The following is a 22860-nucleotide window of genomic DNA, read 5'->3' on the forward strand; positions in this document are numbered from 1 at the left end:
ATGCAAAAAATTAAAATTGTAACAGATTCAACGGCAGATTTATCACAAGAGGTAATTGAGAAGTATGACATCCATGTTCTACCATTATCAATCTCTGTAAATGGACAAACATATTTAGATCGCGTTGATCTACAACCAGATGAATTTATTGAAGAAATGATTAAATCAGAGGAACTACCAAAAACATCACAACCAGCAATGGGTACATTTGTAGAAATGTATGACAAGTTAGGGGAAGATGGAAGTGAAGTACTTTCCATTCATATGACAAGTGGAATGAGTGGTACTGTGGCAACTGCAAATAGTGCTGCATCAATGACCGACACAAAAGTAACAGTTGTTGATTCGCAATTTATTACACATGCTTTAGCATATCAAGTAGTTGAAGCTGCGAAAATGGCAAATGAAGGACGCTCACTAGAAGAAATTTTAAAACGTGTAGATGAAGTAAGGAAGAATACTCGATTATATGTAGTAGTAGATACATTAGAAAACTTAGTGAAGGGTGGGCGTATCGGTAAAGGAAAAGCGTTTATCGGTTCGCTACTTAATATAAAGCCAATTGCTAGCCTTGAAGAGGGTGTTTATAACCCTGTAACGAAAGTGCGTAGCCAAGGTCAAATTGTAAAAACGTTAGCTAAGTTATTTGAGGAAGATACAGCTGGAAAAGTTGTAAAAGCTGTGGCAATTCCGCATGCGAAAGCAATTCCTTTAGCTGAAAATGTAAAAGCGGCTGTTGAAAAAGTAAGTGGATTTGCTAAATCAGAAATTTTCTTTACAACGCCTATTATTAGTACTCATACAGGTCCGGGTGCAATCGGATTTATGTATTTAGCAGAATAATAAAAAAGCTACTTGAAATGAATTTTCAAGTAGCTTTTTTATGCTGCTATTTGCGGACAGTAGGACTCCCTACATAAAGAAAAGAAGTTACGCAGGAGATGTCCGATTGATGTGGGCTAATAATCAGTGGGGGATGAAGCCAAGCCCTCACTGATTAAAGCTTCACTTTATCATTTCCCGACAGAAAACTCCCACCTCAAGGAATGGGTAGGACGTGTTCCAATGAGTAGGTGGGAGCTGAATGACGGTTAGGCAACAGCCTAAAGGTTCTTCTTGGTGAAGAATCAGTATAAGGTACCGGTATCGTAATCAGTTCGTTCCTATAGAAAGAAAATGTTATAGCTCAGAGGAATTTTTACATCTACGAAATTGTTTCATTTGTATTTTTTTGAAAGGGACAGAGGACTTTCGACAAAAAAGAAGAAATAATACGTGATCAGTATTATTTGGTTATATCATGATATCGTTCCTACGTATATCATGAAAAAGATTGTAAACAAATAAAAAGGAAGTGAGGTGAAAAGCGGTGCTTATCCATAAAGCGTATCAGTTTCGGATCTATCCTAGTTTAGAACAAAAAATAGCTATTACGAAAACAATTGGTTGTTCACGATTTGTATTTAACTACTTTTTGGAAAAGTGGAATGATAGGTATAAAGAAACAGGAAAAGGGTTATCCTATGGCACTTGTTCTTCGCAATTACCTATTCTCAAAAAAGAATTTGTATGGCTAAAAGAAGTGGACAGTATCGCTCTTCAATCTTCTCTTCACAACCTCGCTGACTCGTATGCAAGATTCTTCAAAAAACAAAACAAAGCACCTCGGTTTAAATCGAAAAACAATAAAGTCCAATCCTATACAACGAAACATACAAATGGAAACATTGCGATTATAGATAATAAATTGAAGTTACCGAAACTTGGTCTTGTCAAATTTGTCAAAAGTCGTGAGATAGAAGGACGAATTTTGAGTGCTACTGTCAGAAGGAATCCAAGTGGAAAATATTTTGTCTCGATTCTTGCTGAAGCAGAAGTACAAGAATTGCCGAAGACCGATTCCACTGTTGGTATAGATGTTGGGGTGAAAAACTTTGCTATTCTTTCAACGGGTGAGGTATTCGGTAATCCAAAATGGTCTCGGGTATTAGAAAAGAAACTCGCTCATGCCCAGCGTATTCTATCTAGACGTACAAAAGGCGGAGCGAATTGGCATAAACAGCGAATGAAAGTCGCTCGTATTCATGAACGAATCAAAAATGCAAGAACGGATTACTTGCAAAAACTCTCTACAAGGATCATCAAAAACCACGATGTGATTGGGATAGAAGATTTGCAAGTATCGAATATGTTACAGAATCACAAACTAGCGAAAGCGATTCAAGAAGTATCATGGGCACAATTCAAAGCGATGTTGTTGTATAAGGCAAGCTGGTATGGGAAAAAAGTGATTGTGGTGTCAAAAACATTCGCTAGTTCCCAAACCTGTTCGCATTGCGACTACAAAAATAAAGATGTGAAAAGCCTAAACCTGCGTGAATGGAAGTGTCCTTCTTGTGGTATGTATCATGATAGAGATGTGAATGCAGCGGAAAATCTGAGAAAAGAGGCCATAAGGCTGCTAACCGTAGGAATTACGGGGATTGCCTACTCATAAAACTGAGGGATACCTTAGTGTTCGTAGGAATCCCCCACTTCAAACAGCTCGTTAGAGTGTTAAGTGGGGGTAGTTCAAGTGAATAGAAAGTAAGAAATAAGAAGGGCTATACATGCGCTACCGCTAATAATATAGCGAGTCTGTAAATATTCATTCATAAAAAAACACCTACTGATTAAAGTTTCACTTTATGATTTTCTATAGTATATGTTGAATATAGAAAATAAGTAGTTATGTTATACATGTAACGTTTCGCTTTTTTCATTTACTTGTTTATCATTTGTTACGCTATTATAAGTGAAAGTTTGACCTAAAAAGAGTACATGCAGTTGTTCCCACGGTAACATACGTAAATTCCAATTATTTCGAAGCCTTGTTATTGCCTCGCGAGGTGTTTCATCAGCGAGTGCAAAAGCTCCGTAATGCATTGGTATAAAGTGTGTAGCATTTAAATCTAAATAAGCTTGCACTGCTTCTTCAGGTGAAACGTGAGATATTTTCATAAACCATTCTGGTTCATAAGCTCCAATTGGCATAAGGGCAATATCAATTGAAAAGCGTTTGCCAATTTCTTTGAAACCTTGGAAATAGCCACTGTCTCCACAAAAATAAATGGTTTCCTCCACATTGTCATTTTTAATAATCCATCCACCCCAGTGAGATGTGTTCATATCAAATAATGATCTTCTCGTCCAGTGCTGAGCAGGTACGAAGTGAAAGGAAACATCATCAATAGTCGTACTTTCCCACCATTTATACTCTTCTACATTGTTGAGTTTTTTACGAGTAAATAATTTTTTTAGCCCAATGGGTACTAAGTATAATACGTCATCATTAAGTTGGCGAAGTGTTGAAAAATCTAAATGATCATAATGACCATGTGAAATGAGGACAATATCAATTTTAGGTAGTTCTTGTATAGAAAGACCAGGTTCAGTAAGTCTTGAGACTAGCTTCAATTTATTGGCCCATACTGGATCCGTTAATATATTAAGTCCATTCGTTTGGATAAGAAAAGTAGAATGCCCAATCCATGTGACAGTCGTTTTTTCAATATTACTTTGCAAAAATGCACTTTGTTTAACGGGTGATTGTTCTACTAAGAAAGAAAAATCTTTTTTGTTTTGCTTTCGTTCTTTACGCCAGCGTATAAAAGAGCGAATTGATTTTTTTGTACTCACATTATCCATATTTTCATAGCGCTTTGCCATGAACATCACCTCATTTAAAATCGTTGTAATTGTATTGTACCGAAATGTTGTTAAGGAATACAGTGTATAACATGGATGAATGTTTAAATAATTGTAAAAAAACAGGAAGATGCATTTACAAAAATAACAATAAAATTAGTTTTGCGACGATTATTTAGAGAAATAATAGTAAAAAAATTATTTTGTCTAGTAATTCGCTTGAAATAAAGAAGTAACATACGTAAATTCGTACGATTTCGTGAACAAATGTAGTAAACAATTTTCTCGTAGTGTTAACTTTTGTTATGATAAACATAACCTATTTAAATTTAGGATAGAGAAAAGAGGTTTATAAATGAAGCGTTATCAAAAAGTAATTGGTCTTATGGTTGTATTTTGTCTCTTTGTACTTGCTGGATGTAGTGGATCAGGTTCAAAGCTTCGTAAACCATTGAATTGGGATTTAGAAACTTTCCAATTTACGAATCAAGATGGAAAGCCATTTGGTACAAAAGATTTAAAAGGGAAAGTTTGGGTTGCAGATTTTATGTTCACAAACTGTCAAACAGTTTGTCCGCCAATGACTGCTAATATGGCTAAATTACAGAAAATGGCAAAGGAAGAGAAATTAGATGTTCAGTTTGTATCATTTAGCGTAGATCCTGACCTTGATAAGCCAGAAAACTTGAAAGCTTTCATTCAAAAGTTTACAGAAGATACAAGTAACTGGAACCTGTTAACAGGTTATTCGTTAGAAGATATTACAAAGTTTTCAAAAGATAATTTCCAATCACTTGTAGATAAACCTGAAAATGGTCAAGTGATACATGGTACGTCATTTTATTTAATTGATCAAAACGGAAAAGTAATGAAAAAGTACAGTGGTATTAGTAATACGCCGTATGAGGACATTATACGTGATATGAAGCGATTAGCAGAATAAAAAGAAGGGTGCAGATTAAAGCACCCTTCTTTTTTACATTAATCTATGGATAAAATGTCATGTTGCTGTGGAAGTTTTGGAGCCCGAATTTCTAACACGCCATTTTGATACGAAGCTTTTGCTGCTTTTTTATTAATGGAGTACGGTAATTTAATTAATCTGGATGCTTCTGAAATAGAACGTTCTCGGCGATAATAGTTATGGGATGTTTGCTCTTCTTCTTCCAGTATCTCTTCTTTTACAGAGACTTTTAAGTATTCATTTTGTATTTCAATTTGAATTTGTTCTTTTTGTATACCTGGTAGTTCAGCTGTAACAACGAGTTCTTCACCAACTTCATATAAATCTACAGGGAATGTTAATAAACGATTTCCTTTTTGGAAAAAATGATTTAAATCAGCAATTACATTGCGAAGTGGTGTTTGCTCGAAGAAATCATCAATTTGCTTTAAATAATTGCGAACCGGTGGGCGAGAAGAGTCTTTTTTTTCTTCACTCATGGTATTCCCTCCTAGAAATCAATTTGCAATATCATATGACAAAAGCGGAGAAAGGTGATTGCCTAATTTTCATGTTTTCATAAAAAATTGTTAAAAATGTGAAATGGAGTGATTTTTTTATAGTTTTTGGTCGCCATATTCAGTTGATTATGCTAGTATAAATAGGGTTGATATAGTAGTATAGAGACAGAATGAAAACTGAAAGAGGGTAAGAAGTATGTGTGGTTTTGTAGGATGTTTATGTGAAAACCCTAGAGAGTTTTCAGAAACAGAAAAACATCAATTTGAAAATATGAACACGATGATTTTCCACCGTGGTCCAGATGACGAAGGATATTTTCGTGATGAGCATGTACAATTTGGCTTCCGCCGTTTAAGTATCATTGACTTAGAGGCAGGACATCAGCCGCTAACTTATGAAAATGATCGATATGTAATTATTTTTAATGGTGAAATTTACAACTATGTAGAATTACGTGAAATGTTACTTGAAAAAGGTGCAACGTTTGCAACGCAATCTGATACAGAAGTTATCATTGCATTGTATGCACATATGAAAGAAAAATGTGTAGACTACCTTCGTGGTATGTTTGCATTTATGATTTGGGATCGTGAAGAAAAGAAACTTTTCGGTGCACGTGACCACTTCGGTATTAAACCTTTATACATCGCACAACAAGGTGATACTACATTCTTCGCATCTGAGAAGAAAAGTATTATGCATGTGATGGAAGATAAAGGCGTTAACCCAACGTCATTACAACATTACTTTACGTACCAATATGGTCCAGAGCCAGAAACATTAACAATTGATGTTAATAAAATCGAACCTGGTCATTATTTCGTAAAAGAAATCGGTAAAGAGATGGAAATCCATCGCTACTGGAAACCTTATTTCAATGCTTCAAGTGCAACGAAAGAGGAGCATATCCAAGCAATTCGTGATGTGTTATATGATTCAGTAAAAGTGCATATGCGCAGTGATGTACCAGTAGGTTCATTCTTATCTGGTGGTATCGATTCATCTATCATCGCTTCTATCGCAAGAGAAATGAATCCAAATCTTTTAACATTCTCTGTTGGTTTTGAGCAACGTGGTTTCAGTGAAGTTGATGTTGCGAAAGAAACTGCTGAGAAATTAGGCGTTAAAAACCATAACGTATTCATTTCAGCGAAAGAGTTTATGGATGAATTCCCAAAAATCATTTGGCATATGGATGATCCTTTAGCAGATCCAGCAGCTGTACCGTTGTACTTCGTTGCAAAAGAAGCACGTAAGCATGTAACAGTTGTTCTTTCAGGCGAAGGTGCAGACGAGCTATTTGGTGGTTATAACATTTATCGTGAGCCAAACTCACTGAAAATGTTCTCTTACATTCCTAGCCCAGGTAAGAGCGTTCTAAAAGCACTAAGTGGTGCTCTTAAAGAAGGATTTAAAGGAAAGAGCTTCCTAGAGCGTGGATGTACGCCAATTGAAGAGCGTTACTATGGAAACGCGAAAATCTTCCGTGAAGAAGAGAAAGCTGAATTAATGAAGTATTACAATGAAAGTGTTAACTATATGGATATCACGAAACCATTGTATAACGAAATTAAAGATTATGATGATGTAAGCAAAATGCAGTACATTGACATGTTCACATGGTTACGCGGTGACATTTTATTAAAAGCTGATAAAATGACAATGGCAAACTCATTAGAACTTCGTGTACCGTTCTTAGATAAAGAAGTATTCGATGTTGCATCTAAAATTCCAACTGAATTTAAGATTGCTAACGGAACTACGAAAGCTATTTTACGTGAAGCAGCACGCGGAATCGTTCCAGATCACGTATTAGATCGTAAAAAACTTGGATTCCCAGTACCAATTCGTCACTGGTTAAAAGACGAAATGCATGATTGGGCTATCAATATTATAAACGAGAGTAAGACAGAGCATTTAATCGACAAACAGTATGTATTAAACTTACTGGAAGCACATTGTGCAGATAAAGGCGATTATAGCCGTAAAATTTGGACTGTACTTGCGTTTATGGTATGGCATCAAATTTATGTTGAGCATAAATACGATACGAATAAGTTCCACGAAGAAACGAAACGTGCGTATAGCTTAGTTTAATTAGAAAAACCTTAAGATCGCATACGGTCTTAAGGTTTTTTTCATAAATAGGACGTATTATTGATACAATAATAGTAAAAGGATGGACAACATATGATTACGTTTGAAAAAGTAACTGTAGAAAATGAAAACGTTGTGAAAGAAATGTTTCGCTCACATAGTTTAACTGAGAATCAAGTACAGTATTGTGTGAAGGTTGATGATACATATATCGGTGTAATAGACTATAATGTACAAGAGGAGACTGCGATTTTATCTCAGTTAATTATTCACTTTGACTATCAAAGTTATGGTTATGGGACAAATACGTATTTCACATTTGAAATGATGATGAAAGAAAGAAATGTGAAAGAGATAAAGGTATTACAAACGGAATTAACAGAACAAGCGAAATCTTTCATAGAGAGCTTTGGATTTAATGTGGAAGACGGAATATATGTGAAGAAAATATAGCGATGAGTAGTTATGTGGGATAAAAATAAGGCAGGTGGATGTATGACGATGACTTCTGGTCTTGTATTAATTGGAGGGTGTTTTTTAGTAGCGGAGCTAAGCCATATGTTTATTCGAAAAAGAATGAATAAGAAGAGAAAGCCGTATGAATTACAATATGCTCCAGTGTTTTTCCTTTTGTTTTGTATGCTACTTACATTACAAAGCATAACGAACTTTTCACCGCTTTTAAATGTTTTTTTAAAGTTCGGTTTGCTGTATAGTACCACTGGAATAGCCCTTTTATTTCTTTTATTTTGCATACGTTATATTCACTATCAATCGTATATATTTATATTAAATTGGTTAAAGCAAAATGATAGAAACCGCCTTACTTAAGGGCGGTTTTTTTATTTGTAATTAGAGTGATTTTGTATATAAAGCCCAAAAATCATTGGAAATCTATAAAAATGATTGGATGTTTTAACATATTATCTATTATTAGTATGTGGTACTATATGTTCTTAACATGTAAAGTAAGTAGGTGTATAAATTTGAAATGTTAATCAACTAGTTTATCCCACTTTAATGGGCAGTAAGAACCCCACCTCAAAATTCAGCGAAAGCAAAGAAGTTAAATGGGGATCGGGCTGCCCATTAAAGTCCGATTGGTGGGGGCTAATAATCAGTGGGGGATGAAGAAAACCCCCACTGATTAAAGTTTCACTTTATATGAAGTGCTGAAAAATAGCAGAATTAAATTTTAGGGAGGTATCGTGTTTGTATGTTTAATATTGATATGTTATTTCTTGAATGGATGATCAGTCTGGAGGGAAGTGTACTTACAGCATTTTTTAAACTTGTATCTATTATTGCAAATGAAACATTATATTTAATTGTTATTTCAATTTCGTATTGGTGCGTTTCTAAAAGAAAAGCATTTCATATGATTGTTATGCTTTGTTTCTCTGGATATATAGGGATAGTGATAAAAGAATTTATGAAAATTCCGCGACCGTATACATACGACGGAATTCAATCTTTATATGAAAAATCAGCTGCAAGTTATTCTTTCCCAAGTACACACGTGCAGTTAGCAACAACGTTTTGGGGTTCATTCATGATTTTATGTAAAAAGAGAATCATTTGGATCATTGGTATTGTTTTTATTATATTAGTTGCTATTTCTCGTCTATATTTACGTGTACATTGGCTCAGTGATATAATAGGTGCCGTTTTATTTAGTGTCATAGTTGTTTATTTATATACGAAGGTAACAATGGGATTAAGTGATAGGAAATTTATATTGTTACAACGAATTATATTGGCTGTTTCACTCATTATGTATGTTATGACAAGCCAAGTAGATAATCTTAAATTACTAGGAGTTTTGACAGGTTCTACGATTGGTATCATGTTAGAGAATCATTTTATTAATATGAATGAAAGTAATGATTTTAAAATGCAAGTGGTAAAAACAGTATTGGGCCTAAGTATCATGCTAATAATGCAGTTTATACTAAAAAAAGTAATACCTGATATGTATTATTTACGTTATGCAGTGACTGGAATTACAATTACTTTCTTATGTCCATTTATTTTTCATATGTTACGATTAAAAAAATTTGAGTAGCAAATAGGCACAAAAATATTTTGAATAAAAATGAGGGTGTAATTATATATATTGAAAAAGTTTTCTGATATATCTATTGACAATGTATGAGATATACATTAACCTTTAAGTGTAAATGATAATCAATTTCATCCAGGAGGGCTTATGACACGCACTAAAAATATTCTTATACTTTGCGTTATGTTACTAATGGTCGTAATCGCAGGGTGCGGTAAAGAAGAAGAGAAGAAAGATAAAGATACATCAGTAAAGGCAAAAGGTTCTTATAGTATAAAGCATGCAATGGGAGAAACGACAGTAAATGGTACGCCAAAAAGAGTTGTGGTTTTAACAAATGAGGGCGCTGAGGCACTTTTATCTGTTGGAGTAACGCCGGTTGGAACGACGAAACCACGAGCTGGTGATGAATGGTATCCTCATTTAGCGAAAGAGTTAAAAAATACGAAAGTAGTAGGAACTGAGCGTGACATTAATTTAGAAGCAGTAATGAAGCTTCAGCCGGATTTAATTATCGGAAATAAAATGCGTCACGAAAAAATATACGAGCAATTAAAAGAAATCGCGCCAACAGTATATGCTGAAACATTACGCGGTGATTGGAAAGAAAACTTTACACTTTATACGAAAGCTGTAAATAAAGAAAAAGAAGGGCAAAATGCTCTTAATGATTATAAAAAGCGTATTGCAGGAATAAAAGAAAAATTAGGTGATAAAGTTAACTCTAAAGTTTCTATTATTCGTTTCGTCCCTGGTGACGTTCGTATTTATCAAAAAAATTCATTCTCAGGTGTTGTATTAAATGATATTGGATTTAAAAGACCACCATTACAAGATAAAGATGAATTTGCAATTAAAGGAATTACAAAAGAGCAAATTCCAAATATGGACGGGGATTATTTATTCTATTTCACATCTGATAAAGACGCGGATAAGAATAATGAAGGAAATACATTAGCAAAAGAATGGACAGAAGATCCACTATTTAAACAACTGCAGGCTTCTAAAGATAATAAAGTATTCCAAGTAGATGAAGTGATTTGGAATACAGCAGGTGGTATTGTAGCTGCAAATCTTATGTTAGATGATATTGAAAAATATTTTCTGAAGTAAATAAAAAGTGCATCACTTTAAATAGGTGATGCACTTTTTATTTTATTAAAATGCAGAAAATTCCTTCTTTTGATCATGCATAAGTTGTACAATTAAAACAATCATGTAATAAAGGAGTGGGAATAAATGAAAGCTACTCATAAAGATTGGATTTTATTTAACGGAAGAATTGTAAATACGAAGGAAGAACAGCCAATGATTCCATTAGAGGAGAGAGGCTTTCAATTTGGTGATGGTATATACGAGGTATTCAGACTATATGATGGGAAGCCACATTTATTAGATTTACATTTAGAACGATTCTTTCATTCTATGGAAGAAATAAAATTAATTCCACCGTTTACTAAGGAAGAGTTAGTGGAAGAGTTATATCAAATGATTGAAAAAAATAAATTTCAAGAAGATGGGAATGTATATTTGCAAATATCAAGAGGGGCTCAAGCGCGTAATCATGTATATGAGTCAAATATGCAACCAACATATTTTGCAAACATTGTTTCTTTTCCACGACCAATTGCTTCTATGGAACGAGGAATAAAAGTTACTGTAGAAGAGGATATACGCTGGAAGTTCTGTCATATAAAATCCTTAAACCTGCTACCTAATATTATGATCAAAAATAAAATAAACGAACAAGGCTATCAAGAAGCGATATTAGTACGAGATGGAATTGTAACGGAAGGGTGTCATTCAAATTTCTTTATGGTGAAAAATAATAAATTGATTACACATCCGGCTGACAATTTCATTCTACACGGCATTACACGTCACTACGTTATTACATTAGCGAAAGAGTTACATATTGAAGTAGAAGAAAGAGAATTTCCACTTCAAGAAGTGTATGAGGCCGATGAATGCTTCTTCACAGCGACGCCACTTGAAATATTCCCAGTCGTTCAAATTGGTGACGAGCAGTTCGGGAACGGGGAAAGAGGACCGATCACAAAGAAACTCCAAGTTGCATATGAAGAAAGTATTCGTTTGTTTAAAGTTACGAACTAATATTGAAGAAAAAAGCTGGTATTACTCCAGCTTTTTTTCATGATATAATTCAAACATAGGACAAGATTTGAAAACGCTGTAAAAAGGGGATTTAATGTATGAATTATGAAGATTTTAAAGAAGTAATTCACGGTAGACGAAGTGTTAGAAAGTTCACAGAACAAGAAGTATCCACTAGTGATATAAAAGAAATTATTGATTGTGCTCGTTATGCACCGAGTGATACGAACTCACAAACTTGGGAGTTCTTGGTCATTATGAACCGAGAGAAAATTAAAGAAATTGAACAAATGACATGGGATGCATTACATAAACTTGCGGCAAAAGCGGCAGAAAACGGAGAAGAGAAAGCAGGGAAATTACTTACACGTTCTTTTGGACCATATGCAACAGCTTTCTCGGAGGCACCAGTATTAATCGTATGTTTGGCAACGCCATATGAATCAAAGTTTCGTGAAAAAATATTTGATCCGATTGCTTTTGTTCCAGATTCAGTTTGGGAAGAAGAAGGAATTAAGAGCAGCTGTTTAGCGGCACAAAACTTAATGTTAGCTGCACATGCGAAGGGGCTTGGTACATGCCCAATGACAGGACCGGTATTGTTAGCTCAAGATGAACTACGACAATATTTACAAATTGAGCCTGAAAAACAAATAAATATGGTTATTTCACTCGGTTTTCCGAAAGATAAGCCGAAGAAACTTCCAAGAAAAGAAGTGGATGAGATTACAACATTTGTTTTTTAAAGCCGAAAATAAAAAGACATTGAATGAAACAATGTCTTTTTATTTTGGATAGGTATGTAATTAATCCATTAGGCTAAAATGATAGATAAGAGGGAATTACTATTTATTTCATAAAAAAAATTAATGTTCTATTAAGGAAAGTATGATACATTAATCGTGAGCAAGATTCTAGTTGTTCATGAAAGTGTTGAAAGTAGTCTTAAAATTTAAAAGTTATTTTTGTATAATAAATTATAATGAAATGACAGGGGGGATGAATTTTGAAAAAATTCATAATCACTGGATTGTCTGTATTGTTATTAGTTGGTTGCGGTGCTCCAAAGGAAAAAGAGGGTACACAATCAAAGCCTGAAGAACAAGTCGTAAACGCAAGTAATGAGAATATAGTTGTATTTCCGGAAGGCGTAATGCCAATTGGAGAAGGAAAAGTAAAAGTTATTACACCAGACGGTACTTCTGAGAATGGTAATATACCAGCTGTATTCATTAAAAAGGATACTTTAATTCAACACGTTGAATTAGAGCTCTCTAATTTTCAAAATGATAAAGAAACATTCGTATTTGTAGATCGAGTGTTTGCAGATAAATATCAAGTAACTAGTACAACACAGACAACAGTACAATTAAAAGAAAAGACGCTTGAAACAGGTAGTCATACAATTACGGCAGTTCAGTATGAAAACAATGATCCGAAAGGAAAGGTTATTAGTTTTAATCAAGCAACATTCGAAACAAAACCAGCGTCATAAGAAGAATAAAAAGTACATTACTCAAAAAGTAGTGTACTTTTTTGTTTATACTAGAGGTTGTAATAGTGAATCACTTGTTTCGTTTTCTAATATGATTAAATTAGGAAGAGACCACTTGTTACTACTATGACAGAAAAAGCGGTTGAAGAGGTGAACTGGTGTATTTGTATCTTCTTGATTAATATGATGATGTCAGTAATTTGGTTTATGATGCAAGTTAAGTTCCATTATCAAATTTATGACTTATCGATAGGGTCTATTTGTTTTACCATTGTTTAGCTATTATATGATAAACTCGGAATAAGGTAAGTTTCAGAAGAAAAATGTAGGTATTTCATTTGAAATGTCGAATAGTACATACGATGTCGTAATAACAAATTTTCTATTGTTTACTGTGAAACAGGAGAAGGAGAGATAGTAATGAAACGAGCTCTTATAAATATTGATTATACATATGATTTTGTAGCTGAGAAAGGTGCTTTAACATGCGGAAAACCAGGACAAGAAATTGAGAAGGAAATTGTCCATTTAACGAAGCAATATATTGAAAATGGAGATTACGTAGTCTTTGCAATCGATAAACATGAAGAAAACGATGTATATCATCCAGAATCAAAGTTATTCCCGCCTCATAACATAGCCGGTACAAATGGAAGGGATTTATTTGGTGAATTACAAGATGTGTATGAAACATATAAAAATGCAGAGAATGTATATTATATGGATAAAACACGATATAGTGCATTTGCAGGAACAGACCTAGAGATGAAGTTACGAGAAAGAGGAATAGAAGAAGTTCATCTTGTAGGTGTTTGCACTGATATTTGTGTTCTTCATACAGCAGTAGATGCTTATAATAAAGGGTTTAAAATTGTAGTTTATGAAAAGGCGGTTGCATCTTTTAATGCGCAAGGGCATGAATTTGCACTTGGACATTTTAAATCTTGCTTAAACGCAGAAGTGAAGTGAAAAAAAGAGGCCTTTAAAAAAGGTCTCTTTTTGCGTTTAAATTGAGACGAGGTTTTGCTCAATTAACTTTTTTATAAATGGGCTAATATTCTCTGGTAGCTTATCAAAACCAAAAAATTGTACACTTAATGATTCGATCCCATCAGCTTTTAGCAAGCCGCCTTTAATGTCTTTGCAAAGATATGCGATTGTTATAGGATAAAACTCATCCCCGTTTGGTAATTTTACAAAAAATTCTTTTCCAGAAAATACGCTTATTAACTGTAAGCTTCCTATTTCAATCCCTGTTTCTTCGAGCACTTCTCGTCTCCCAGCTTCTTCTGTTGATTCACCAAGTTCAACGAATCCACCAGGAACACCCCAAATACCATTTCACCTTTGTTGAAGTAATATTTGTCCTTGTTCATTGAAAACAGCTACAGCAACTCCTGCTAGATTGAGTGGTCTTGATCCGACAAATTTTCTAAGTTCTTCAATATACCCCATTGTATGTAACCTCCGTAAGAAAAAATAAGAGCAAATATACTATTCGTTGTTATGTGAATATTTTCCTCTTTATAAGAGGGAGAGAAGTCATATAACTTATTTGTTTTATTTGGTAAAATATACATCAAAAAAGGTCAAATAAAATCTTTGACCTTTTTTGACCAAGTGTTATAATAAAGGCAGAAAGAGATAATCTTTCATTCATAAATAATAAGGAGGAAAAAATATGCGTAATTTATTTCCAGAGATAACAAAACGTCAAAATGGTATTTTTGATTTTGGGCCTTCTTTATTAGAAGGGATGACAGATGCTTTCTTTAAACCGATGAACATGGATACTTTTAAAGTAGATGTTCATGAACAGTCTGATAAATATACAGTAAAAGCAGATTTACCGGGTTTTCAAAAAGAAAACATTCAAGTTGAATTTGAACAAGATGTATTAACGATTCAAGCAACTAATCATAATGAAGTAGAAGAAAAAAATGAGAATGGCATATATATTCGTAAAGAACGTTCTATAGGTTCTGTAACTCGACGCTTTAATTTTCAACGAGTTGAGGAAGAAAATGTTAAAGCAAATTATAAAGATGGCGTACTGACAATTGAATTGCCAAAATTGAAAGAAGAAAAAAACAGTAAAACAACAATTAATATCGAATAAAAGAGCTGATAAATTCAGCTCTTTTTTTATCTAGTTAATGAATAAATTAGTTGAAATCGTAATGAGTAGAATAAAGTTTTAACGTTTAAAAAATTTCACGATTAGCTCCCCTTAGGTTATTAAAAAGGGTATATTTAAAGGGAAAGGAAAAGAACATCTAGACATACTGTTTAAAGTGAATTAGTAATAAAGTCAAAATACATAGTAAGGGTAGCGACGTTTTAGAGAAGATAATAGATTTTCCTAGAATAAACTGAGACGATTATGAATTTTTTAATTAGTAAGGAAGTGGTTAGATGAGTTTATTAACGTATACTGAAGAATTTTTTAATTATGTAAGAGAGTTTTTACTTTTAAGATTTTTACTATTTGCTTTCGTTCTAATCATTATTTCATTTGTCATAAACCGCATTATTGATTGGTTTTTTAGGAAATCAAGCTTTTTTGATGAAGAGGTAGAGCAAACGATTCAAAGTGTGATTCGATCTATTTTTAGATATATCATTATCATTAGTCTAATCATATATTTAATTAGCCAATTTGTAGATATAAAAAGTATCATTGCAGGTGCAGGGATAGCGGGGGTTGTTATCGGTTTTGCTGCACAACAGATGCTGAAAGATGTTATATTAGGCTTTGCGAGATTAGCGGACAAAGAGTTTCGTGTTGGCGATTTTGTTACTTTTAACGGAACAAACTCAGGAACGATTGAGGAAATTAGTATTCGTTTTATGCAAATTCGTGAATGGTCAGGAAAACTCCTTACCATACCACACGGAGAGATTAGAACGATACAAAATTTTAATAAAGGTTGGATGCGTGTAATTGAACGAATTACGGTAAGTTATCAGGAAGATCCGACAAGAGTTAAGGAATTGTTAGAGGAAGTTTGTGTGAATTGTAATGAAAAGTTGACTCCAAGTCTTTATAAAGTAGAGGATGAAGCTGTTGAACCTTTTAAATATGTAGGTGTTACAGATTTAAATCCGAATCTGAAATACGTTGGATATGAATTTTGTATTACAGGTTTAATAAAACCGGAAGATTATTTTGAAACTTCTAGACAAGTAAGATTTGAATTAATGTCTATGTTCCATAAGAATCAAGTGCAAATGCCAGCAGCAAATATGGTTGTTACTACTGAAAGTTTACAGCATAGCCAAGGTGGACAATATTTATCGGACAGCTAAAGTAGAATAGTTTGGTAACGGAAATGCTGCTTTCAGCATTGGATAGAAAAATAATAATAAAATGATTGATATAAAAAAGAGCTGAAGAAATTCAGTTCTTTTTAATTTGTAGAATTTAGAAATTTCTTAATGTTATAATGATAGATGGTGATGAAAATGAACTTTGAAGAAAAAGAGATGCATCGTTTAGAGGCATTAAAAGCAATTGCTGAATTATTAAATGAAGCAACAGACTTACAAGACATGTTGGAAAAAGTGTTACATACATTGTTACAAGTTATGAATTTGCAAACAGGCTGGATCTTTTTTATTGATGAAAGTGGAAAGCACCGTATGCTTGTGGATGAAAACTTACCGCCAGCTCTTACGTGGCAAGAGAAGAAGCCGATGTGTGAAGGAGATTGCTGGTGTGTAGAGCGTTTTGTGAATGGCAGGTTGGAAAAAGCGACTAATATTATTGAATGTAAGCGAATAGAGGATGCGATTGAATGTAATTGGGGAGATACCGAAAATGTTACGCACCATGCGACAATTCCCCTTAGGTCTGGATCAGAGAAGTTTGGTCTATTAAATGTGGCCTCGCCTCAAAAAACAAATTTTTCAGAGGAAGAATTAGCATTATTAGAATCAATTGCATTTCAAATAGGAACAACTATACAACGTATTCAGTTAGTAGAGAAAGAACGTAAATATGTAGTTGTAGCAGAACGAAATCGACTTGCACGTGATTTACATGATTCAGTAAAACAATTGTTATTTTCTATCATGTTAACCGCAAAAGGTACTCTAAATATGACGCAAGATAGAGACTTGCAAGAGATGTTGAGCTATATTGGAGAATTATCACAGGAAGCATTACAAGAGATGACACTCTTGATTTGGCAATTAAGACCGGAAGGATTAGAGAAAGGGTTAGCTGAAGCAATTAAAAATTACGGAAAGTTGTTAGGAATTCACGTGGAAGTTCGAATTGATGGAATGGTTTCAATTGGTGATGAAATAGAAGAGGTTTTATGGCGTATTAGTCAAGAAGCGATACATAATTGTAAAAAATATGCTTCATGTGAAAAGGTACATGTTCTTTTAAAAATAGAAGATAACCAGTTGTATTTTTACATAGAGGATAACGGAATAGGATTTATACAAGAGCAAGTAAGAGAGTCAGCACTCGGTTTAAAAAGTATGAAGGAACGTATTCAGTTAATGAGGGGATCATTTCAAATAAAAACGGAGCTGAAAAAGGGTACGAAAATTGAAATTCAATTGCCAGTTTGAAGGGGAGAAGAAGGTTGAAAATTAAATTACTACTAGTTGAGGATCATCATATCGTTCGAAGAGGACTTGTATTCTTTTTGAAAACGAGAGAAGAATTTGAAATTGTTGGGGAAGCAGAAAATGGAGAAGATGCGTTAACATTCGTCCAAACAAAAAGGCCAGATGTAGTATTAATGGATCTATCAATGCCGAAGATGGATGGTATTGAAGCAACAAAACAGATAAAACAATATGATGAAACAATAAAGATACTAATATTAAGCAGTTTTTCAGAGCAAGATTATGTTTTACCAGCACTTGAAGCCGGAGCAGATGGTTATCAATTAAAAGAAGTACAACCTGAGCAACTTGTAGCTTCTATTATTGCAGTACATGAAGGAAATACGAATTTTCATCCGAAAGTAACACCAGCACTATTAGGACGATCAGTAGTCAAGAAAGAAAAAGAAAACCCTTTTTCTATGTTAACGAAAAGAGAACAAGAAGTACTTCGTGAAATTGCGAAAGGGCGAAGTAATAAAGAAATTGCAGCAGTGCTTCATATTACAGAACAAACTGTAAAAACACATGTTTCAAATATTTTAGCTAAATTAGAAGTAGATGATCGTACGCAAGCTGCATTGTATGCAGTGAAACATGGGGAAAATAATAATAAGTATGAATAAATGTTTCGTATAGTATGACAGAATACATAAGAGCAATTAAAATGTTATAGTTAAGTCTAATAAAGGTGCTTTTTAGCCAAAATCGAATAAAAAGTGAAAGGCAGAAATGTTGATTTTATAACGTTTCTGCCTTTTCAATTTCATGTGATCTTACTTCGAAAGAGACTTATGAGACAGCCCCTTTTTTATTAGTGAATAGTTTGTTTATTTATTTTCTTGTAGAAATATGTGACTTACTTATAGCCAGTGATGACTCTCATTAAAAAAATATAAAACGATTTATACAACAATTCAAACATTGTTCATAATTTCACAATTTGTTTTTGAAGTGTCATGTTATGATGAACATGTAATGATGATTGAACACTTAAACTTGGCACAATGATTAGCCAAACTAGTGAAGACAGAAGTTGTGAGATGAACTCATGAAAAATTCTAAAACACTAAAGGGGAGATCACATATGAAAGCAGTAGTAGTTAATAAAAATAGTAAAGCAAACATTGAAATTATTGAAAAAGAATTACGTCCGTTACACTCAGGTGAAGCGCTAGTAGATGTAGAGTATTGTGGAGTTTGTCATACTGATTTACACGTTGCAAATCATGATTTTGGAAATACAGATGGCCGTATTCTTGGTCATGAGGGTATAGGTATTGTGACGAAAATCGCTGATGATGTTACTTCACTAAAGGTGGGGGACCGTGTAAGTATTGCATGGATGTTCCAATCTTGTGGACGTTGTGAATATTGCGTAACAGGTAGGGAAACATTTTGCCGTGAAGTTAAGAATGCTGGTTATTCAGTAGATGGTGGTATGGCTGAACAATGTATTGTGACAGCTGATTATGCGGTGAAAGTACCAGAAGGATTAGATCCAGCTCAAGCATCATCAATCACATGTGCGGGGGTAACTACATATAAAGCTATAAAAGTATCCAATATTAAACCTGGCCAACCTATCGTCATCTATGGTTGTGGTGGATTAGGTAACCTAGCTATTCAATATGCTAAAAACGTATTTGGTGCAAAGGTAATTGCAGTAGATATTAATGACGATAAATTAGCCTTAGCAAAAGAGGTTGGAGCTGATATGACAATCAATCCAATTTCTCAAGGTCCTGCTGATAAGATTGTTCAAGATGAGTTTGGTGGTGCTTATGCTGCTGTAGTAACAGCTGTTTCAAAAGTAGCATTCAACTCTGCAGTTGATGCAGTACGTGCTTGTGGTAAAGTCGTTGCAGTAGGTTTACCAGTAGAAACGATGGATTTAAACATTCCGCGACTTGTATTAGATGGAATTGAAGTGGTTGGCTCTCTAGTCGGTACTCGTAAGGATCTAGAAGAGGCATTTATGTTCGGTGCAGAAGGAAAAGTAGTGCCTGTTGTTCAAACTTGTTCTCTAGATAAAGTACAAAATGTATTCGAAGAAATGGAACAAGGTAGAATTCAAGGACGTATGGTAATCGATTTTAAACAGTATAATTGTGATTGCAAATAATTCACATTAAATATAAAAAATATGAGTTTAACAAAGTACATGTAAAAAAGTTAGACTGCATAAAAAGATGATCCCTGTATGCAATAGGGATCATCTTTTTTATATTCTACTAATATCAATGCCAATCCATACTTGATTAATGAGACAGGATTAAAGGTTCACTTTATTTGCAAAAGAAAAAGAATCTTTACCTTTAACAAATTTTTTATGATCAGGAACGGTTTGAATTGCTACAGTTTGCGAATCTCTTGCTTTCAGTGCATCTTGAATCCCGATTGTCATAAGCTTAATAAATAGAATCGTAATAAAGAAAGAAGCGAGAGTATAAAAAATAATCCACCATGAAAGATTCATTTCATTACGATTTAAGCCAATAAGACCTGCCCAATCATTAGATAGAGAAACAGGTTTGAGTACTCCGTCATAGAGTTCACGCATTTGAATCCCGCCAATTACAATGTTAAGCAACGCTAAATGGATAACGAGTATGAGTGTTTGGACGATATGTTCCATAAATAATACAAATAAGCGGTCAAGTAATAAGACTCGTAAGTGTTTTTTCATAATATGAAAACGGCTAGCACCCAATAATTGTGAACTTAAAATGTAATCTCGTTTCATAAATTCATCAACCTCTGAGGATATATATAAAGAAAGTGTAGGCAGAGCGACGAAAATAAGTACGAGTACTTGATAAAACGTAAATGAAATATTTGGATTTAACCCATCAGCATTTGATGTGATTACAATATTAACGGGTGTGATGAGTATGAATGCGATAAATAGAGTTGGAATATAATAAAAAACTTCTGAGCATGCCTGGAAAAATCTCTTGAGTTTTGGAGCATATAAACTTAAGAGGATTCCTATACATGTTCCGCATAAAATTCGAAAGAAGCTAATTGCCACGGCTAATAGAATAGTAAATTTTGCTCCTTCTATAATTTGAAAGAAAACAGACTCTCCAAAACGATCAGATCCAAAAGGCGGAATTAACGACGGCGGAAAGGGAGCCTTTCCAAGTAATTCGTTATTGTCATTGTAAAGTAACTGAGGAGGTTTTGGGATGTTATCTTTAAAGAACCAACTATAAATAAAACTAGCTGAAATAAGTATAAATAAATAGGTAAAGCCGATTAAAAAGCGTTTTGATTTCCAAATAGATTTCATAATGCTACTCCTTTCAAGTGCTTTTGCCATCTATTCATCATGAATGAGGTTATTTGAAAAATAGTATAAAACGGTAAAATAATCATAACCAGTATGATAAATGCAGCTGGAGGTGAAATAAACGCCTTATTAAATAAGAATTGAATAATGCCTTCCATATTAAAAACAAATTCTAAAATGAATAAATTAGAAAGTAAGAAAACAAAAATCGTTTTTAAATGGTGGAAGAAGTGGATAGATATATTTTTGAATAAATGAATGCATAGTATATAACTTGATGAAAGGCCTTTTCCATAGGCAACCTCTACATAATCTTTTCCATGTTCTTCTTTTATGTATAACACCATCATCCGAAACATTTGTAATGTAGGTAAGACTGCTAAAGATACAATTGGGAGTAAATAAGCTCGATTTTCATTAAAAGAAATAATGGTGAAAGGAGCTTCCCCGAATTTCCTAAGTACCCATATGAAAAATATTTGCAAACAAATCATCATCATCATATCAGGGACAGCTTCTAATATGAACACAATTCGGTTTATCCATTTTTTTATATAATCTTTTGCTAAAAAATAAAAAAATGCCATGCTGGATGATAGAAAGAGCGCAAGTAAAAAGGCTAAAAATAATACAGTAAATGAATATAGGTAAGGTTCTAAAACAGTTGGGAATAAGGGTATTTTTTTGAAACCACCAAATTTTGGATCTGATCCTATCACTACTAATGATTCAGGGGAGAAAACATCTTTTAACATAGTAACAATCTGATTAAAAAAAAGAATTGGTTGAAAGGTAAATCCATTTTGAGTGATAAATAAATAAGGTAAATTTAATAATAATAAGAGTGATAAAAGAATTGATGAAAGCTTAATTGTGAATTGAGATATTTTATGTAACATTAAATCCCTCCGACATCTTTTTACAACATTATACAATAAATTCTGGTATATTTTTATATTTTTCTGAAAAATAAGAAATTGATTAAGTTTTATAATTATAATACGCTATATTTTTACATAAGGAAATTTCTATATTGAGGACCGGATTTCTATGTCTATCAAGAGGAATTCCTATTTTTTCTATTTTTGAAGCATTTACTTTACTTCAATTGATTGGCATTTGCTGTTATTCCAATGTTACAAAGTTAATAGAACTAAATTTTCTTAAAACAAAAACCACCGAAATATAGAAGTAGTTTTGAACGTAAGGAATTTGTAAGGAAGGAGTAAGAAAAAAGAGATTTTCAATGTGTATGATCAAAATATAGAGAAGAACGGGAGGGGGAGTAGTTACTATCTATTTATATAAAAACAAATTAATTAATAAAACGCTATGGAAGAAAAGAAGAAATTATAGAAGTTAACAGATATCTGAAGAAGAGGGATTAATTATTTATTCGGTCAGAGCGTTGCTTGTAGAAATGATTGATCTATAGATGATTGCAAATTCAGTATTGACTTTTATCATTGGGAGGGTTGATAGCTGTGTGATTAGCATATGACATAACTATCAACCAGCAATACAATTTTTGATCTAATCTATTACTACAATTTGCTCACGAAATTTAAAACTTTTTGTCCCCTAACACCTTACGAAATCTTACTAAAAATATTGAGTTTGTACAACAAACCACATACCTATTAAGCGAAAGAACAAGTTACTCAAAAACTAGAAAAAGAGTTTGTTTCGAAACGGATATTATGTAACTTTACCGAATGGATCAGTTACCTGTGGTTGGTTAATGGGCTTAACTGAAAAAGCATTTGCAGAAGATCCTAAACTTGATGGTATTAAAGGTGAAATGAACTCTTCAGGAGAAGGAAAATGGACTGTTGAAACTGCACTTGAACTGCAAGCTGCAGCACCAGTAATCGCAATGTCATAATTTATGCGTTACCGTTCTCAGGAAGATGATACATTCCATGGAAAAGTAGTTTCAGCCCTTCGTAATCAGTTCGGTGGGCATGAAGTTGTGAAAAAATAGAGGATGATTTTTGAAAAGAAACTTGTGCATAAGCGCA

The 22860-nt window shown here is 33.5% G+C and carries 21 protein-coding genes and 2 pseudogenes; 18 read left to right on the forward strand and 5 right to left on the reverse strand.

The features are described 5' to 3' along the window. The gene (locus tag ACTFSI_RS15405) at positions 1-843 is read left to right on the forward strand and encodes a DegV family protein (protein ID WP_041184214.1); all 843 of its coding nucleotides are present in this window, start codon (positions 1-3) and stop codon (positions 841-843) included. A 526-nt stretch (positions 844-1369) separates the two neighbouring features. Next, positions 1370-2497: an IS200/IS605 family element RNA-guided endonuclease TnpB gene (tnpB, locus tag ACTFSI_RS15410; RefSeq protein ID WP_138322072.1), complete on the forward strand. Its 1128-nt coding sequence runs from the start codon at positions 1370-1372 to the stop codon at positions 2495-2497. 236 nt (positions 2498-2733) lie between these two features. On the opposite strand, the gene ACTFSI_RS15415 is transcribed toward tnpB, so the two are convergent. Then, positions 2734-3708: an MBL fold metallo-hydrolase gene (locus tag ACTFSI_RS15415; protein ID WP_440045466.1), complete on the reverse strand. Its 975-nt coding sequence runs from the start codon at positions 3706-3708 to the stop codon at positions 2734-2736. A gap of 334 nt (positions 3709-4042) precedes the next feature. Between ACTFSI_RS15415 and ACTFSI_RS15420 the strand changes: the two genes are divergently transcribed. Then, positions 4043-4630 (forward strand): SCO family protein, encoded by a 588-nt coding sequence (locus tag ACTFSI_RS15420; protein WP_000833353.1) that lies wholly within the window; start codon positions 4043-4045, stop codon positions 4628-4630. 38 nt (positions 4631-4668) lie between these two features. On the opposite strand, the gene ACTFSI_RS15425 is transcribed toward ACTFSI_RS15420, so the two are convergent. Then, the gene (locus ACTFSI_RS15425) at positions 4669-5130 is read right to left on the reverse strand and encodes an Hsp20/alpha crystallin family protein (protein ID WP_001288082.1); all 462 of its coding nucleotides are present in this window, start codon (positions 5128-5130) and stop codon (positions 4669-4671) included. A 217-nt stretch (positions 5131-5347) separates the two neighbouring features. Between ACTFSI_RS15425 and asnB the strand changes: the two genes are divergently transcribed. The 9 genes from asnB to ACTFSI_RS15470 all read left to right on the forward strand — a co-directional run bounded on the left by asnB (position 5348) and on the right by ACTFSI_RS15470 (position 13890). Further along, positions 5348-7249: an asparagine synthase (glutamine-hydrolyzing) gene (gene asnB, locus ACTFSI_RS15430; RefSeq protein WP_000333816.1), complete on the forward strand. Its 1902-nt coding sequence runs from the start codon at positions 5348-5350 to the stop codon at positions 7247-7249. Between the two features lie 93 nt (positions 7250-7342). Beyond that, entirely contained in the window at positions 7343-7702 is a 360-nt protein-coding gene (locus tag ACTFSI_RS15435) for a GNAT family N-acetyltransferase (protein ID WP_044790704.1), read from the forward strand. Positions 7703-7750: 48 nt separating this feature from the next. Next, positions 7751-8080: a hypothetical protein gene (locus ACTFSI_RS15440; protein WP_440045501.1), complete on the forward strand. Its 330-nt coding sequence runs from the start codon at positions 7751-7753 to the stop codon at positions 8078-8080. A gap of 385 nt (positions 8081-8465) precedes the next feature. Next, positions 8466-9314: a phosphatase PAP2 family protein gene (locus ACTFSI_RS15445; protein WP_044790702.1), complete on the forward strand. Its 849-nt coding sequence runs from the start codon at positions 8466-8468 to the stop codon at positions 9312-9314. Positions 9315-9458: 144 nt separating this feature from the next. Then, positions 9459-10424, forward strand: coding sequence for an ABC transporter substrate-binding protein (locus ACTFSI_RS15450; protein ID WP_440045467.1), 966 nt, complete (start codon positions 9459-9461; stop codon positions 10422-10424). A 126-nt stretch (positions 10425-10550) separates the two neighbouring features. Beyond that, on the forward strand, positions 10551-11426 hold the full coding sequence (gene dat, locus ACTFSI_RS15455; protein ID WP_000648366.1) for a D-amino-acid transaminase: 876 nt from the start codon (positions 10551-10553) through the stop codon (positions 11424-11426). Positions 11427-11524: 98 nt separating this feature from the next. Continuing rightward, positions 11525-12172, forward strand: a complete 648-nt coding sequence (locus ACTFSI_RS15460) for a nitroreductase family protein (RefSeq protein ID WP_001105300.1) — start codon at positions 11525-11527, stop codon at positions 12170-12172. A 260-nt stretch (positions 12173-12432) separates the two neighbouring features. Next, entirely contained in the window at positions 12433-12921 is a 489-nt protein-coding gene (locus tag ACTFSI_RS15465) for a hypothetical protein (RefSeq protein ID WP_000713490.1), read from the forward strand. A gap of 420 nt (positions 12922-13341) precedes the next feature. Beyond that, positions 13342-13890, forward strand: a complete 549-nt coding sequence (locus ACTFSI_RS15470; protein ID WP_044790700.1) for a cysteine hydrolase family protein — start codon at positions 13342-13344, stop codon at positions 13888-13890. Positions 13891-13926: 36 nt separating this feature from the next. Here ACTFSI_RS15470 and ACTFSI_RS15475 read toward each other — a convergent pair. Next, positions 13927-14376, reverse strand: a pseudogene (locus ACTFSI_RS15475) (NUDIX hydrolase). Positions 14377-14602: 226 nt separating this feature from the next. Here ACTFSI_RS15475 and ACTFSI_RS15480 point away from each other — a divergent pair. The 5 genes from ACTFSI_RS15480 to adhP all read left to right on the forward strand — a co-directional run bounded on the left by ACTFSI_RS15480 (position 14603) and on the right by adhP (position 19669). Further along, positions 14603-15040 (forward strand): Hsp20/alpha crystallin family protein, encoded by a 438-nt coding sequence (locus ACTFSI_RS15480; RefSeq protein ID WP_001245061.1) that lies wholly within the window; start codon positions 14603-14605, stop codon positions 15038-15040. 296 nt (positions 15041-15336) lie between these two features. Then, positions 15337-16230 (forward strand): mechanosensitive ion channel family protein, encoded by an 894-nt coding sequence (locus ACTFSI_RS15485; protein WP_000055420.1) that lies wholly within the window; start codon positions 15337-15339, stop codon positions 16228-16230. A gap of 177 nt (positions 16231-16407) precedes the next feature. Further along, entirely contained in the window at positions 16408-17505 is a 1098-nt protein-coding gene (locus tag ACTFSI_RS15490; protein WP_440045502.1) for a sensor histidine kinase, read from the forward strand. Positions 17506-17519: 14 nt separating this feature from the next. Further along, the gene (locus ACTFSI_RS15495) at positions 17520-18170 is read left to right on the forward strand and encodes a response regulator (protein ID WP_101167090.1); all 651 of its coding nucleotides are present in this window, start codon (positions 17520-17522) and stop codon (positions 18168-18170) included. Positions 18171-18631: 461 nt separating this feature from the next. Next, complete coding sequence (gene adhP, locus ACTFSI_RS15500; protein WP_138322068.1) at positions 18632-19669, forward strand: alcohol dehydrogenase AdhP; 1038 nt, start codon at positions 18632-18634, stop codon at positions 19667-19669. Positions 19670-19819: 150 nt separating this feature from the next. Here adhP and ACTFSI_RS15505 read toward each other — a convergent pair whose 3' ends face one another. Both ACTFSI_RS15505 and ACTFSI_RS15510 read right to left on the reverse strand, forming a co-directional pair. Further along, positions 19820-20839: an ABC transporter permease gene (locus tag ACTFSI_RS15505; RefSeq protein WP_000836560.1), complete on the reverse strand. Its 1020-nt coding sequence runs from the start codon at positions 20837-20839 to the stop codon at positions 19820-19822. Beyond that, positions 20836-21738: an ABC transporter permease subunit gene (locus ACTFSI_RS15510; RefSeq protein ID WP_138322067.1), complete on the reverse strand. Its 903-nt coding sequence runs from the start codon at positions 21736-21738 to the stop codon at positions 20836-20838. The genes ACTFSI_RS15505 and ACTFSI_RS15510 overlap by 4 nt, the downstream gene beginning before the upstream one ends. A gap of 815 nt (positions 21739-22553) precedes the next feature. Between ACTFSI_RS15510 and ACTFSI_RS15515 the strand changes: the two are divergent. Next, positions 22554-22823 (forward strand): annotated as a pseudogene (locus ACTFSI_RS15515) (6-phosphogluconate dehydrogenase); the annotation flags it as partial. Between the last annotated feature and the right edge of the window lie 37 nt (positions 22824-22860).

This window comes from Bacillus cereus group sp. MYBK101-2 (genome assembly GCF_051918845.1).
GTDB lineage: Bacteria > Bacillota > Bacilli > Bacillales > Bacillaceae_G > Bacillus_A > Bacillus_A paranthracis.

What these genes read in the sequence shown, in the direction of transcription:
- ACTFSI_RS15505 (WP_000836560.1), bottom strand. Translation starts at nt 20,839, where the DNA reads ATGAAATCTATTTGGAAATCAAAACGCTTTTTAATCGGCTTTACCTAT.
- ACTFSI_RS15450 (WP_440045467.1), top strand. Translation starts at nt 9,459, where the DNA reads ATGACACGCACTAAAAATATTCTTATACTTTGCGTTATGTTACTAATG.
- asnB (WP_000333816.1), top strand. Translation starts at nt 5,348, where the DNA reads ATGTGTGGTTTTGTAGGATGTTTATGTGAAAACCCTAGAGAGTTTTCA.
- ACTFSI_RS15485 (WP_000055420.1), top strand. Translation starts at nt 15,337, where the DNA reads ATGAGTTTATTAACGTATACTGAAGAATTTTTTAATTATGTAAGAGAG.
- ACTFSI_RS15420 (WP_000833353.1), top strand. Translation starts at nt 4,043, where the DNA reads ATGAAGCGTTATCAAAAAGTAATTGGTCTTATGGTTGTATTTTGTCTC.
- ACTFSI_RS15490 (WP_440045502.1), top strand. Translation starts at nt 16,408, where the DNA reads ATGCATCGTTTAGAGGCATTAAAAGCAATTGCTGAATTATTAAATGAA.
- dat (WP_000648366.1), top strand. Translation starts at nt 10,551, where the DNA reads ATGAAAGCTACTCATAAAGATTGGATTTTATTTAACGGAAGAATTGTA.
- adhP (WP_138322068.1), top strand. Translation starts at nt 18,632, where the DNA reads ATGAAAGCAGTAGTAGTTAATAAAAATAGTAAAGCAAACATTGAAATT.
- ACTFSI_RS15510 (WP_138322067.1), bottom strand. Translation starts at nt 21,738, where the DNA reads ATGTTACATAAAATATCTCAATTCACAATTAAGCTTTCATCAATTCTT.
- ACTFSI_RS15445 (WP_044790702.1), top strand. Translation starts at nt 8,466, where the DNA reads ATGTTTAATATTGATATGTTATTTCTTGAATGGATGATCAGTCTGGAG.
- ACTFSI_RS15425 (WP_001288082.1), bottom strand. Translation starts at nt 5,130, where the DNA reads ATGAGTGAAGAAAAAAAAGACTCTTCTCGCCCACCGGTTCGCAATTAT.
- ACTFSI_RS15480 (WP_001245061.1), top strand. Translation starts at nt 14,603, where the DNA reads ATGCGTAATTTATTTCCAGAGATAACAAAACGTCAAAATGGTATTTTT.
- ACTFSI_RS15470 (WP_044790700.1), top strand. Translation starts at nt 13,342, where the DNA reads ATGAAACGAGCTCTTATAAATATTGATTATACATATGATTTTGTAGCT.
- ACTFSI_RS15405 (WP_041184214.1), top strand. Translation starts at nt 1, where the DNA reads ATGCAAAAAATTAAAATTGTAACAGATTCAACGGCAGATTTATCACAA.
- ACTFSI_RS15415 (WP_440045466.1), bottom strand. Translation starts at nt 3,708, where the DNA reads ATGGCAAAGCGCTATGAAAATATGGATAATGTGAGTACAAAAAAATCA.
- ACTFSI_RS15460 (WP_001105300.1), top strand. Translation starts at nt 11,525, where the DNA reads ATGAATTATGAAGATTTTAAAGAAGTAATTCACGGTAGACGAAGTGTT.
- ACTFSI_RS15435 (WP_044790704.1), top strand. Translation starts at nt 7,343, where the DNA reads ATGATTACGTTTGAAAAAGTAACTGTAGAAAATGAAAACGTTGTGAAA.
- ACTFSI_RS15440 (WP_440045501.1), top strand. Translation starts at nt 7,751, where the DNA reads ATGACTTCTGGTCTTGTATTAATTGGAGGGTGTTTTTTAGTAGCGGAG.